General features: G+C 71.5%; 12 protein-coding genes. 10 read left to right on the top strand and 2 right to left on the bottom strand.

The genetic code is table 11. The features are described 5' to 3' along the window. The first annotated feature begins 115 nt into the window (after positions 1-115). The 10 genes from glp (at position 116) to epsU (ending at position 11,586) form a co-directional block, all read left to right on the top strand. Positions 116-1,369 (top strand): gephyrin-like molybdotransferase Glp, encoded by a 1,254-nt coding sequence (gene glp, locus JYJ93_RS03540; RefSeq protein ID WP_206786563.1) that lies wholly within the window; start codon positions 116-118, stop codon positions 1,367-1,369. Beyond that, positions 1,366-2,796: a formate dehydrogenase accessory sulfurtransferase FdhD gene (gene fdhD, locus JYJ93_RS03535; protein ID WP_206786562.1), complete on the top strand. Its 1,431-nt coding sequence runs from the start codon at positions 1,366-1,368 to the stop codon at positions 2,794-2,796. The genes glp and fdhD overlap by 4 nt, the downstream gene beginning before the upstream one ends. 294 nt (positions 2,797-3,090) lie before the next feature. Further along, on the top strand, positions 3,091-4,563 hold the full coding sequence (epsZ, locus tag JYJ93_RS03530) for an exopolysaccharide biosynthesis polyisoprenyl-phosphate hexose-1-phosphate transferase EpsZ (protein WP_206786560.1): 1,473 nt from the start codon (positions 3,091-3,093) through the stop codon (positions 4,561-4,563). 110 nt (positions 4,564-4,673) lie between these two features. Beyond that, on the top strand, positions 4,674-6,227 hold the full coding sequence (wzx, locus tag JYJ93_RS03525) for an exopolysaccharide biosynthesis flippase (RefSeq protein ID WP_242543651.1): 1,554 nt from the start codon (positions 4,674-4,676) through the stop codon (positions 6,225-6,227). Between the two features lie 14 nt (positions 6,228-6,241). Then, positions 6,242-6,877: an exopolysaccharide export protein EpsY gene (gene epsY, locus JYJ93_RS03520; protein ID WP_206786558.1), complete on the top strand. Its 636-nt coding sequence runs from the start codon at positions 6,242-6,244 to the stop codon at positions 6,875-6,877. A gap of 4 nt (positions 6,878-6,881) precedes the next feature. Continuing rightward, entirely contained in the window at positions 6,882-8,204 is a 1,323-nt protein-coding gene (gene epsX / locus JYJ93_RS03515) for an exopolysaccharide export protein EpsX (RefSeq protein ID WP_206786556.1), read from the top strand. Between the two features lie 10 nt (positions 8,205-8,214). Continuing rightward, a complete protein-coding gene (locus tag JYJ93_RS03510) occupies positions 8,215-8,391 on the top strand; it encodes a hypothetical protein (protein ID WP_167508149.1) in 177 nt (58 codons plus the stop codon). 23 nt (positions 8,392-8,414) lie between these two features. Beyond that, complete coding sequence (gene epsW, locus JYJ93_RS03505; RefSeq protein ID WP_206800064.1) at positions 8,415-8,822, top strand: exopolysaccharide biosynthesis response regulator EpsW; 408 nt, start codon at positions 8,415-8,417, stop codon at positions 8,820-8,822. Further along, positions 8,819-10,318 (top strand): PCP family exopolysaccharide biosynthesis protein EpsV, encoded by a 1,500-nt coding sequence (gene epsV / locus JYJ93_RS03500; RefSeq protein ID WP_206786554.1) that lies wholly within the window; start codon positions 8,819-8,821, stop codon positions 10,316-10,318. Before epsW ends, epsV begins: the two co-directional genes overlap by 4 nt. Before the next feature lie 56 nt (positions 10,319-10,374). Beyond that, positions 10,375-11,586 (top strand): exopolysaccharide biosynthesis GT2 family glycosyltransferase EpsU, encoded by a 1,212-nt coding sequence (gene epsU / locus JYJ93_RS03495; protein WP_206786552.1) that lies wholly within the window; start codon positions 10,375-10,377, stop codon positions 11,584-11,586. 3 nt (positions 11,587-11,589) lie between these two features. Here the strand turns inward: epsU and JYJ93_RS03490 are convergent, their stop codons facing one another. Together JYJ93_RS03490 and JYJ93_RS03485 are read right to left on the bottom strand one after the other, a co-directional pair. Beyond that, complete coding sequence (locus JYJ93_RS03490) at positions 11,590-12,045, bottom strand: MerR family DNA-binding protein (protein WP_206786550.1); 456 nt, start codon at positions 12,043-12,045, stop codon at positions 11,590-11,592. Next, a complete protein-coding gene (locus tag JYJ93_RS03485; RefSeq protein ID WP_206786548.1) occupies positions 12,020-12,460 on the bottom strand; it encodes a hypothetical protein in 441 nt (146 codons plus the stop codon). Before JYJ93_RS03485 ends, JYJ93_RS03490 begins: the two co-directional genes overlap by 26 nt. Between the last annotated feature and the right edge of the window lies 1 nt (position 12,461).

Genomic DNA, 12,461 nt, shown 5'->3' with positions numbered 1-12,461 from the left:
TTCATCTCGGGGATTTCGCCAAGCCCCAGAGGGAGGGAGCAACCGTCGCGCCCATGCCCCCCGTGGACAAGGCACGCGCACCCCGTCGTAGAGTCCGCCGCCCCCTCGCCGACTCATGCCGCTGACTCCCCTCCCCGCCGCGCGACTGGCCGCGCTCGACGCCATCGCGCCCGCGGCCCCCGCCCGCCTTCCCTTGATGGAAGCCCATGGCCGGTTCCTCGCCGCTGGCATCGTCGCGTCACGCGCGCTGCCCGGCTGCGACAACTCCGCCATGGACGGGTGGGCCGTGCGCGCCGGGGAGACCCGAGGCGCCAACCGCGACCGCCCCGCGCGCCTGCGCATCGTCGACACCGTCTACGCCGGCCACCTGCCGCGCCGCGCCCTCCAGCCCGGCGAGGCCGCGCGCGTCTTCACCGGCGCCCCCCTCTCCCCCGGCGCCGACGCCGTCGTCCGCCAGGAGGCCGCGCGCCCCACCGATGACGGCACCCACGTGGACCTCTTCGTCTGCGTCGAGCCCGGCCATGACCTGCGCCGCGCCGGCGAAGAGGTGATGCCCGGCACGCCGCTGTTCCCCGCCGGCCAGCGCGTGGACGCCACCGTGCTCGGCGTGCTCGCGTCGCTGGGAGAGGCCACCGCGCTCGTGCGCCCCGCGCCGCGCGTCGCCGTCGTCGCCACCGGGGATGAGCTCGTTCCCCCCGGCCAGCCCGCGGCGCCCCACCAGGTCTTCGAGAGCAACCGCCTCCTCGTGGCCGCCCTCGCCCGCGAGGCTGGCGCGGACGTCACGCACCTGGCCCGCTCGCGCGACGACGAGGCGGAGCTGCGCGCGCAGCTGGAGACGCTCGCGCCCCAGGTCGACGTGCTCATCACCACCGGCGGCGCGTCCGTGGGCGACAAGGACTGCGTGAAGCGCGTCCTCACCCGCATGGGCGCGCGCTTCCTCGTGGACGGCGTCGCGCTCAAGCCCGGCAAGCCCGTGGCCGTGGCCCGCCTGGGCTCCACCGCCGTCGTCGTGCTGCCCGGCAACCCCGGCGCCGCCACCGTCGCCTTCGACCAGTTCGCGCGCCCCCTCCTCTTCAAGCACCAGGGCGTCCTCGAACAGCGCCGCGTCACCCGCGCCCGCATCTCCGAGCCCCGCCACAAGCAGGCCGGCCTCACCTACCTGGTCACCGTCGCCGCGCTCGAGCCGCGCGAGGACGGCGCCGAACCGTGGGCCCGCCTGCGTCCCCAGGGCGCCGGACAGATTCTGCAGAACGTGGCCGCCCGGGGCTGGGCCGTGCTCCCCGCCGGCCGCGCCGACTTCGCCCAGGGCGAGTCCGTGGACGTGCAGCTCTTCGACTCGCCGGACTTCCACGCCGTGGAGGCCGCGTGAAGCCGCCTCCCGCGCTCGCCTTCATCGGCCACTCCGGCGCCGGCAAGACCACGCTCCTGGAGCGCCTGCTGCCGGAGCTGGCCTCGCGCGGCCTGCGCGTCGCGTACGTGAAGCACTCCTCGGATGCGCACCCGCTCCACCGCCCGGGCAGCGACACCGCGCGCCTGGACGCCGCGGGCGCGGTCCTCACCGGCTTCGCCACGCCGGACGGCACCCAGCGCACCACCCGGCAGCCCCTGTCCCCTTCGCTCCTCGCGCGCGACGCGGACCGCGTGGACCTGGTGCTCGTGGAGGGCTGGAAGGACGGCCCGCTCCCGAAGCTGGAGGTGTGGCGCGAGGGCCTGGAGGCCCCGCTCGCGGCTTCCCGCCCCGACGTGCTCGCCCTGGTGACGGACGCGCCCGCGCATCCGTCAAATGCTGACTCGCGCCCGCGCTTGCCGGCCACCGTCCGCGCGGTCTCGGACTTCCTCACCGCGTGGCTGCGTGATCAATCCGCGCCATCCAAGGTCTCCCGTCCAGAACCGCGCGGGGTCACCCACCGCGCCGTGCGCCGCTTCGACGGAGACACCCTCCGTGCGGCCGAGGATGACCGCGTGGCCGTGGAGGAGCCGCTGGAGATCCGCGTGAATGGCGACCCCGTCGCCACCACCATGCGGACCCCCGGCCATGATCGCGAGCTCGCGGTGGGCTTCCTCTTCGCCGAAGGCATCCTGGATGACGGCGAGGACCTGGGCAGCCTCTTCCACTGCGGCCACCCCGGCGAAGAGGGGTACGGCAACGTGCTGGAGGTCGTCCCCGCCGCCGGCGCCGTGCTCGACCTGGAGCGTGTGGAGGCCACCCGCCGCGGCACCCTCACCACCTCCGCCTGCGGCGTGTGCGGCCGCCGCGACGTGGACGACCTGATGGCCACCTGCGCGAGCGTCGCCCCCGGCCCCGTCCTCTCCGCCCGCACCGTGGCCCGCGCCACCGAACGCCTGCGCGCCATCCAGCACACCTTCGAACTCACCGGTGGCGTGCACGCCGCCGCCGCGCTGGACGCGAACGGCGAATTGCTCGCCGCCCACGAGGACGTGGGCCGCCACAACGCCGTGGACAAGGTGGTGGGCGCCCTGGTCCTGGCCGGCGCGGTGCGCTCCCCACGCCGGTTGCCCACGCCGCCCTTCCCCGCCGCCCCCACGGTCCTCGCCGTCAGCGGCCGCGCCAGCTTCGAGATCGTCCAGAAGGCCGCCCGCGCCCGCATCCCCGTCGTGGTCAGCGTGTCCGCCGCCAGCTCCCTGGCCATCGACCTGGCCCTGCGTGCCGGCGTGACGCTCGCCGCGTTCTCAAGGAACGGCCGCTGCAACGTCTACACGGCGACAGAGCGTCTGGAGCCCCACCCCCAACCTCCGGGATTTCCTCATGACTTTCGCCATGACGCATCCCGCTAGAGGGGCAGGCGTCCAAACGTCAGACCGGCATCGTACATGCAGTCAGCGGCCCTGCCGGGTCACGGGGGAACCCGGGTGGGATCCAATGAGCCCACCAGACTTCACTGTCCACGCAAGGGAACTCACACCCGACGGCTGGGATGGGTGTCCAAGTTTTCACCTGTTGTCATGTCTTTCTTGCTGAGCAGTGGTTGCGCCGCGACGCAGTATTTGGCAGTCTTGCATTTCCTCCTGGTTAAACTTTTCTAGTCTAGACGGTATCCTCTGCAAGAGCCGGAACGTGAGCAGAGGGGGGTGGACACGATGAGCAGTGCGACTGCAAGCGCCGAGGTCAAGGCTTCCGGGGCGACGGGGGTGACCGCCGCGGCCGAGGTCACCGATCCGCCGCGCCTGGCCCCTGGCTTCGCGGCGAAGCTGAACCTCACCGTGGATGTGGCGCTGCTGGTGGCGGTGCTGGTGGGCTCCGCCTGGATGCGCGGCGGGCTGACGTTCCCCATGAGCTGGGAGCTGCCCAGCATGGTGGTGACGGCGGTGCTGGTGTGGCTGATCACCGGCACGGCGCTGTGCCTGTACGACTCGCGCTTCGCCGAGCGCAGCAAGCTGGACCACGTGGCGCTGGTGTCCGTCACCACGCTGGCGGTGGTGACCATCCAGGCGGTGCTGGAGCTGGCGATGCCCACGGCGGCCCACGTGGGCCTGGCGCCGCTGCTCTTCATCTTCTGGCCGGTGGCGCTGCTCCTGCGGCTGGGCGTCTTCCGTCAGGTGGCGTCCCAGGAGGCCCCCACGGAGGAGGTGCTCATCGTGGGCACCGGCGCCATGGGCCGCTACACGGGCGAGGACCTGCTCAAGCGCGGCCGTCACAAGATCCTGGGCTACGTGCGCTTCCCGGAGGACCACGCCTCCGGCGACAGCCTGCCGGCGGACGTGCTGGGGCCCGCGGACGAGCTGGAGCGCCTGTTTCGCACGCTGCCGGTGAGCGAGGTCTACATCGCGGGCAACACGCTGAAGCAGGGCGAGTCCATGCAGGCGGCCATCAAGCTGGCGGAGCGCTTCGGCGTGCCGTTCGCGCTGCCGGCGCACTCGTTCCGCCTGGACCGCGCCCGCCCGGTGGAGTCCCGCGCGGTGGCGGACGGCTACCTGCACTTCGCCGCGGTGGCGCCCAAGCCGCACCAGATGGCCATGAAGCGCCTGTTCGACATCGCCGTGTCCGCGGTGGCGCTGTGGGCGCTGCTGCCGCTGTTCGCGGTGGTGGCGGCGGCCATCAAGCTGACCTCGCGCGGCCCCATCTTCTTCAAGCAGCTGCGCACCGGCCAGCACGGCAAGCCGTTCTACATGCTGAAGTTCCGCTCCATGGTGGTGAACGCGGAGGAGCTCAAGGAGCGGCTGGCCGCGCAGAACGAGCAGACCGGCCCCGTCTTCAAGATGAAGAACGACCCGCGCATCACCGGCATCGGCCGGTTCATCCGCAAGTTCTCCATCGACGAGCTGCCCCAGTTCCTCAACGTGCTGCGCGGTGAGATGAGCATCGTGGGCCCGCGCCCGCCGGTGCCCAGCGAGGTGGCGAAGTACGAGACGTGGCAGCGCCGCCGCCTGTCCGTGCGCCCGGGCCTCACCTGCATCTGGCAGGTGTCCGGCCGCAACCAGATCTCCTTCGAGCAGTGGATGTACCTGGACATGCAGTACATCGACCACTGGAGCCTCACCGGCGACCTGCGGCTGCTCCTGCAGACGGTCCCGGTGGTCATCACCGGTCGCGGAGCAAGCTAGCAACCGGCATCTGCTCCCGGGCCCGGCGTTGACGCGCCGGGCCCGTTCGTCTTTCCATGGGGCGGGCCTTCCTCCCCTGGCGTGCGCAGCCCCGAAGGCCCGCATCATCCATGACCGTGAACAGTCCGACCTCTCCCTCCGCTGAAGCCGACGACGGCGCCCGTGCGAACGAAGTGCGCGGCGCGGTCCGCAGCACCCTGCAGCTCGGTGGCTCGCTGATGGTGACGTACGCCATCGCGCTGGGCATCCGCGCGCTGATGCCGCGCTACCTGGGACCGGAGGCGTTCGGCTACTTCAACTGGTCGGAGGCGTTCGCCGCCACGTTCTTCGTGGCCACGAACCTGGGCCTGGAGACGTACATCCGCAAGGAAGTCCCCGTCCGCCCGGAGCACGCGAGCGACTTCTTCGGCACCACCATGCTCTTGCGCCTGGGGATGACGCTCATCCTCATGGTGGCGCTGGCGCTGGTGCTCCACCACACCGGCGAGCCCCCGGAGGTGCAGCACCTGGTGCAGTGGTTCGCGGTGGCGCAGTCGCTCATCGTCATCAACGCGTCCATGGCCGCGCTGCTGCACTCCAAGGGCAAGGTCGCGGGCCTGTCCGTCTCCAACGTCATCACCAAGATTGTGTGGGGCGGCGGCCTGGCGCTGATGGCCGCGTTCGGCGTGGGCCTGCAGTGGCTGGCCGTGCCCATGGTGCTGTCGGAGGCGGTGAAGCTCGTCATCAGCTGGAAGCTGGCGAAGGAGCACCTGGGGCTGAAGTTCCGCGTCGACCTGGCCGCGACGAAGAAGGTGATGAAGGCGTGCCTGCCGTTCTTCCTCACCGCGGCGGCGCTGGCGTGCAACGGGCGCACGGACATGTCGCTCTTGGGCAAGCTCGCGTCGAAGGAGGAGGTGGGCTGGTACGGCGGCGCGTTCAGCATCGCGGGGCTCACGTTCCTCATCTCCCCCATCTTCGGCTGGGTGCTGATGCCCATGATGTCGCGCGCGGCGGCCCGCTCCCCGCAGGAGCTGTCCCACCTGACGCGCCGCTCGCTGGAGGGGGTGCTCGCGTTCACCGTGCCGGTGATGATGGCCATGGTGCTGGGCGCGGACCTGTGGGTGCGCCTGATGTGCGGCCCCGGCTTCGAGCCCGCGGCGCTGCCCCTGCGCGTGCTGTCCCCCATCTTCGTGATGGCCTACGTCACCATGGTCAGCAGCATCTGGCTGACCATGTCCAACAAGGAGTGGTGGGTGACGCTGGCGGCCACCATGGGCGCGGTGGTGAACCCCATCCTCAACCTGATGCTCATCCCGTGGCTGTACGGGCGCATTGGCCCGTCCGGCGGCGCCACCGCCACGGCGCTCTCCATGTTCTTCACGGAGGTCATCGTCACGGTGCTCTTCCTCAGCCGCATGGGAAGGAACTCCTTCGACCGGCGTTCCCTGCTCATGGTGGCGAAGACGGCCGCGGTGTGCGTCGCTTGCGTGGTCCTGGACCGGGTGCTGGCGGGCGCGGGCGTGCAGGCGTGGCCCCGGCTGGGGCTGACGGCCACCGCCTACGTGGTGGGCGTGCTGGGCACCGGCGCCGTGCGCCCCGCGGAGCTGATGCAGGTGGTGCGCATGGCGAAGCAGCGCGGTGGTAATGGTGCCGAGGTGGCCGTGTCGGCCGCCCCCGCCGCGTGAGAAACTCCAGCGCCATGCCTTCCCGCCCGTCCCGATTCCGCGGTCCCGTCTCCCGCGCGCTCGCGTGCGCAGGACTGCTGCTGCTCGGCCCCGCGTGCAGCGGCCTGGGCAAGTACACCTGGGTGAACGACTACCAGGAGAAGCCCGTCGCGTCGGACGAGGCCTACCGCATCGTCCCCGGCGACGTGCTCAACGTGAAGGTGTTCGGCCAGGAGGCGCTCACCACGCGCGCCAAGGTGCGCGAGGACGGCCACATCAGCCTCACCTTCCTGGACGACGTGGAGGCCGCGGGCCACACGCCGGCCCTGCTGGCGCAGCAGATCCAGACGCGGCTCAAGGACTTCATCAACCACCCCGTCGTCACGGTGTCGCTGGAGGAAGCGCGCCCCATGTCCGTGACGATGCTGGGCGAGGTGGCCAACGTGGGCGCGCACGTGCTGGACCCGGGCGCGACGCTGCTCCAGGCGCTGGGCGCCGCGGGCAGCTTCACCGACTACGCCCACCGCGACCGCATCTTCGTGCTGCGCCGGGACGACCCGCAGGCGGAGCAGCCCACGCGCATCCGCGTGCGCTACGAGGACATCATCCGAGGTGAGGGCCGCGCGGCCGCCTTCCGCCTGCGCCCCGGCGACGTGGTGGTGGTGGAGTAGCCGGATGCTGGACGCGGCCCTCGCGAGCCTGTGGCTGGAGGTGGCCTCCGCCTCCGTGACGTACGGCGCCGCGGCCCGCGTGGACACCCGCGCGCGCTCCATGGACGCCCAGGCCACCGGGGAGGCCGTGTCCCCGCTGGCGGCGGACATGGACATCGTCCCCACGGTGGGCCTGAAGTACGACGACGGCAGCGCGGTGGCGTCCGTGGAGTACGCGCCGCGCATCTCCTTCCGCGAGGCCACCACCAACCCCCGCACGGAGGTGCAGCACGTGGGGCGGCTGTTGGGGGACTGGCGCCCCTCGCGCGGGCTCACCCTGCACGGCACCCAGGAGTTCGTGCTGGGCCAGGTGAACCTCTTCACCAACCTGCCCCTGGGCGGCAGCCTGGATGACGATCCAGCGGTGCCCGGGGACACGCCGGCCACCCCCATCCAGCCGCTGCCGGAGGGCGTGGACACGGTGTTCTTCCTGTCCTCGCTGACGACGCTGGCGGCGGAGACGGTGTGGCTGGGCCCGGGCTGGCGGCTGTCCGGCAGCGCGGGCTTCTCCGCCAGCGGCGGCCTGGACGACACGGCGAAGGAGGCCGTGCCCTTCCAGTACGGGCCGCGCCTGCAGCTGTCCCTGGGCAACTCCCCCGCGCCCCGGCACACGCTCTCCACCACGGTGGCCTACTCGGACTCGCGCTTCTCCACCGGCGCGCGCGCCTCCGTGACGACGTTCACCGGCGGCTGGACGCACCGGTTGGACCGGCGCACGGCGGTGGAGGCCGGGGTGGGCGTGGGCGTGGCGTACTCCGTGCGCGCGACGGAGGAAGACCCCACGGAGGACCCGGACGTGACCGGAGTCACGCCGGCGGCCGCCTCGCTGGGTCTCCGGCGGCTGACGACCTTCCAGGTCGGGGGCACTCCGGTGGAGGACCCGGCGCAGCGCCTGGAGCTGCTCCCGGACCTGACGCTGGCGGTGTCCCACCGGGTGCCGTCGCGGACGGCGGACTTCAACGGCCGGCTCGCGGCGCGGGTGACGCCCTTCGTGGACCGGCTGACGGGGCTCGTCTATCCGAGGGCCGACCTGACGTTGAACGGCACCTGGGCGCTGAGCCCGCGCTTCCGGTTTTCCGGGACAGGGGGCGGCGCGTTCGCGGTGGGCGGGGCGGTGGGAGACCGGCAGGTGGTGGGCGGTGTGGGCGCGGGTTGGACGGTGAACCGGTGGGTCACCCTGGAGGTGGATACGCGCGCGGCCTGGACTCGCTCGCCCGACGTGGAGGCGGCCCGCACGGTGTGGTCCGCGACGCTGGGACTGACGGTCCAGAAAACAGGTATCCTCTGAGCCTCCCGCCATGGCGAAGCTCATCCTCCTGTCCGTCCTCATTGCCACCATCGCGCTGCCCGGTGCGGCCGCGCGCGATGCGCATCCCTGGCGGGGGATGAAGAAGGCCATCCTGTGGGTGGCCCTCTTCAACATGGCGTACGCATATGGCGTGCTCGTCCTCGTTCCCAGGTACGGGTTCGGGTGAGGGAAGGAAAGGCGTCAGACGTGATGGAGCTCCAACAGCTCACCGTCCTCCTCGTGGAGGACTCTCCGATGTTCCGCGTCATGCTGCGTGACATGCTCCAGCAGATGGGCGTGAAGAACGTGGTGGAGCAGCCCAACGGCAAGGCCGCCATGGAGTACCTGGCGGCCGGCGAGCTCAAGCCGGACCTCGTGTGCCTGGACCTGACGTTGCCGGACGTGTCCGGCTACGACGTCTGCGAGCACATCCGCCGCACGCCCGCCATCGCGCACGTGCCGGTGCTGATGGTGTCCGCGCGCAACCTGCCGGAGGACAAGGCCTACGCGGAAGAGGCCGGCGCCAACGGCTACCTGGGCAAGCCCTTCACGCCCGAGGAGCTGGAGAAGCGCGTGCGGCAGGTGCTCAAGGCCGCCATGCCCCGGGGCAGCGCGTGACCACGCCCGCCCCGCGCACGCCGCGCTCCGCCCCGCCCCCGCCGTACGTCCCCGAGCGCGAGGAGACGAACGCGCCGGCGGACCTCATCGACTGGGGCTTCCTGTTCGACGGGCTGGGCTTCGTGCGCAGGGCCATCTTCCGGCACTGGTTCCTGGGGCTGTGCATCGTCGCGGTGATGGCGGCACTGGGCTCGGCGGCGGCGAAGCTGATGCCGCGCAAGTACCACGTCGAGACGCGGATGCTGACGTACCGCAACCTCATCATCTCCTCGCTGGTGAACCCGGGCCGCTCCATCCCGGTGGAGGCGGATCAACCCACGCGCGCCGCGTGGGAGATGGTGCTCAGCCGCGGCAACCTCAAGTCCGTGGTGAAGAACGCGAAGCTGATTGAGTACTGGGACCACATGCGGTCCCCCTTGAGCCGCCTGAAGGAGCAGTACCTGAAGAAGGCGCCGCCTCCCATGACGGACGAGGAGAAGGAGGAGGCGCTCATCGCGATGCTGGAGACCAGCCTCATCGTGATGGCGGAGGGCGGCAGCGGCACGGTCACCATCGGGGTGGACTGGAGCGACCCGCAGATGGCCTTCAACATCGTGGAGGCCGCGGCGCAGAACTTCCTGGACATGCGCCACGAGTCGGAGATGGGCGCCATCTCCGAGTCCGTGAACATCCTCCAGGGCCAGGTGGCCAACGAGGCCGCGAACATCAAGCAGGCCATCGCGGACCTGGAGCGCGCGGTGCGGGCCGCGGATGCGCGCCGCAAGAAGAAGGAAGCGGACCCCAAGCAGGCCAGCGCGCGGCAGGCGCTGCTGGCGACGGACCACGCGCTCGCGCAGCTGAAGTTCCTGGTGCAGGCCAAGCGCCGCGCCATCCGCGACGTGGAGGAGTTCCGCGGCCGCCGCCTCACGGAGCTGCGCTCGCAGCTGGCGGAGCAGCGCGTCGTGTTCTCCCCGCAGCACCCGGTGATTGTCGACCTGGAGCAGCGCGTGGCGACGATGCAGGCGGACTCGCCGCAGCTGACGTCGCTGCGCTCCGAGGAGCAGTCGCTCATCCAGGAGTACCTGCGCATGGGCGGCACGGACGTGGACTCCGCGACGGAGGGCACCAGCCTGGCGGCGGGCTTCGGACAGCCCCTGGCGGGCGCGATGCTGGGCACGCCGGATGATCCGGAGGTGGCGGTGGCCACGGACCGGATGCGCATGGTGGTGATGCGTCACCAGGAGAAGCTGCGCCGGTTGGACCAGGCGCAGACGGAGCTGGAGATTTCGAAGGTGTCCATGAAGCACCGCTACAGCGTGCTCTTGCCGGCGCTCTTCCCGGAGAAGCCATCCAAGCCGAACCCGAAGCTCATCGCCATCGCGGGCGTGGTGGGCGGGGTGGCGCTGGCGGTGTTCGCGGCGGTGGCGCTGGACATCCTGCGCCGCCGGGTCCTGGAGAAGTGGCAGGTGGAGCGGCTGCTCAAGTTGCCGGTGCTGGCGGAGCTGGAACGGCGCTGAAGGTTCGTGCGCTCGGCCGTCCTTGAAGATGGCGCGAGCGCGGGGGTGACACTGTCGTGACGGTCTGGACCTGGGTGGACGTGGCGCTGTGCGTGGGACTGCTGCCGGTGGTGGTGGGCTGCGGCTACCTGCTGCTCTTGACGCTGATGTCGGGGCGCAAGGCGGCGCCGGTGCCGCCGTCTCCGGCGGCGCGGAAGTTCGACGTCATCATCCCCTCGCACAACGAGGAGCTGGGCATTGCCCGGACGGTGGCGAACCTGTCCGCGGTGGACTACCCGGCGCACCTGCGGCGCATCATCGTGGTGGCGGACAACTGCTCGGACGCCACGGCGCAGAAGGCGCGGGAGGCAGGCGCCACGGTGCTGGAGCGTCAGGACGCGGAGAAGCGCGGCAAGGGCTACGCGCTGGCGCACGCCTTCGAGCACAGCCAGCGTGACGGCTTCGCGGACGCGGTGGTGGTGGTGGACGCGGACACGGTGGTGTCCCCGAACCTGCTGCACGCGTTCTCGCGGCGCATCGAGGACGGGGCGCACGGCGTGCAGGCGCACTACGGCGTGATGAACCCCACGGCGTCGTGGCGCACGCGGCTGATGACCATCGCGCTGGGGATGTTCCACCGCGTGCGCTCCATGGGGCGCGAGCGGATGGGCGTGTCCTGCGGCCTGCGCGGCAACGGCATGTGCTTCACGCACGCGGTGCTGAAGCAGGTGCCGCACGACGCGTTCAGCGTGGTGGAGGACCTGGAGTACGGCATCCGCCTGGCGCGCGCGGGGCACCGCGTGCACTACGCCTGGGAGGCGGAGGTGCTGGGCGAGATGGTGACGGCGGAGAAGCAGAGCCGCTCGCAGCGCCAGCGCTGGGAGGGCGGCCGCGCGCAGATGCGCAAGCTGCACGGGTGGCCGCTCCTGAGCGACGCGCTGAAGCAGAAGAGCGGGCTGCTCCTGGACCTGTCCATGGACGTGCTGGTGCCGCCCCTGAGCCAGTTGGTGCTCGCGACGGTGGCGGGCTCGGTGCTGGCGGCCGGCGTGGTGTGGCTGTCCGGCGGCACGGCGGTGGCCGCGTCCGCGCTGGCGTCGTTCGGGCTGATGTCGCTGGCGCTGTACGTGCTGCGCGGCTGGTGGGTGTCCGGCGTGGGCGCGCGCGGCCTCTTGGACCTGGCGTGGGCGCCCCTCTACGTGGTGTGGAAGGTGTGGCTGATGGTGCGCGGCCCCGGCGCGGAGAAGCGCGGCGAGTGGGTGCGCACCACGCGCGAGGCGGAGCGGCGGTAGCGCTCAGGCGCGGGGCTTCCGCTTCGGCGGAGGCTTCGATGCGCCGAGCGACGCCTGGATGGGGCAGACGGTGTCCGGCGGGCAGAAGCCTTCGGCCATCAGCGTGGTGATGGCGCGGCGCATGCGGCGAAGGTCGTCGATGCGCGCGTCGATGGCCTGGACCTTCGCTTCGGCGAAGCGGGCCACGTCCCGGGTGGGGGTGCCGCGCCGGTCCGTGAGGGCGAGGACGGCGGCCACCTCCTTCAGCGTGAAGCCCAGTTCCTGCGAGCGGCGGATGAAGCGCACGCGGATGGCGGCGTCTGGTCCGTAGAGGCGCTGGCCGCTCTCGCTGCGGTCCATGGGCAAGAGCAGCTTGCGGCGCTCGTAGAAGCGCAGTGTGGACAGCTTCACGCCGGACTCACGGGCGAGCGCGCCGATGCGCAAGGGGACTGCTTCAACGGGCCGCCGCGGGGATGCCACCACGCCACCTCCTGGCGCCGAGGATGGCACTGCCCTGGGCGAACATCCACGCCAGCTCCAGCACGAGGAACACGACGAGCACCCGCGTCGCGCCCTGGGTGAGCGACCACGCCATCCAGGTGGAGAACAGCGCCCGGCCCGCGGTGTCCACGGCGCCGTTGAACGCGGTGGGGTGGACGAGCCGCACCACGGACCACAGCGTCACGATGGTGCCGAAGAGGGCCACGAAGAACAGGTGCGCGGACGTGAACGCGGGGAGCGGCTCACCCCCCAGGCCCAGTGCGTGGTGCACGGACCGGATGCCCGCGAGCACGGCGTCCGCGGTCCACGGCGTGGCGAACGGGAGGGTGACGAAGAAGTCGTACAGCGCGCTGGCGAAGACGACACGGCGAAGCAGGGACGGTTCAGGGTTCATG

Origin of the sequence: Corallococcus sp. NCSPR001 (assembly GCF_017309135.1) — a bacterium.
Classification (GTDB): Bacteria; Myxococcota; Myxococcia; order Myxococcales; family Myxococcaceae; genus Corallococcus.
The sequence above is the reverse complement of the archived record's forward strand: the minus strand, read 5'-3'. Positions and strand labels throughout refer to the sequence as shown.

Coding starts and splice junctions, on each gene's coding strand:
- glp (WP_206786563.1), top strand. CDS start 116: ATGCCGCTGACTCCCCTCCCCGCCGCGCGACTGGCCGCGCTCGACGCC.
- wzx (WP_242543651.1), top strand. CDS start 4,674: ATGACCGTGAACAGTCCGACCTCTCCCTCCGCTGAAGCCGACGACGGC.
- epsY (WP_206786558.1), top strand. CDS start 6,242: ATGCCTTCCCGCCCGTCCCGATTCCGCGGTCCCGTCTCCCGCGCGCTC.
- epsX (WP_206786556.1), top strand. CDS start 6,882: ATGCTGGACGCGGCCCTCGCGAGCCTGTGGCTGGAGGTGGCCTCCGCC.
- JYJ93_RS03510 (WP_167508149.1), top strand. CDS start 8,215: ATGGCGAAGCTCATCCTCCTGTCCGTCCTCATTGCCACCATCGCGCTG.
- epsW (WP_206800064.1), top strand. CDS start 8,415: ATGGAGCTCCAACAGCTCACCGTCCTCCTCGTGGAGGACTCTCCGATG.
- JYJ93_RS03485 (WP_206786548.1), bottom strand. CDS start 12,460: ATGAACCCTGAACCGTCCCTGCTTCGCCGTGTCGTCTTCGCCAGCGCG.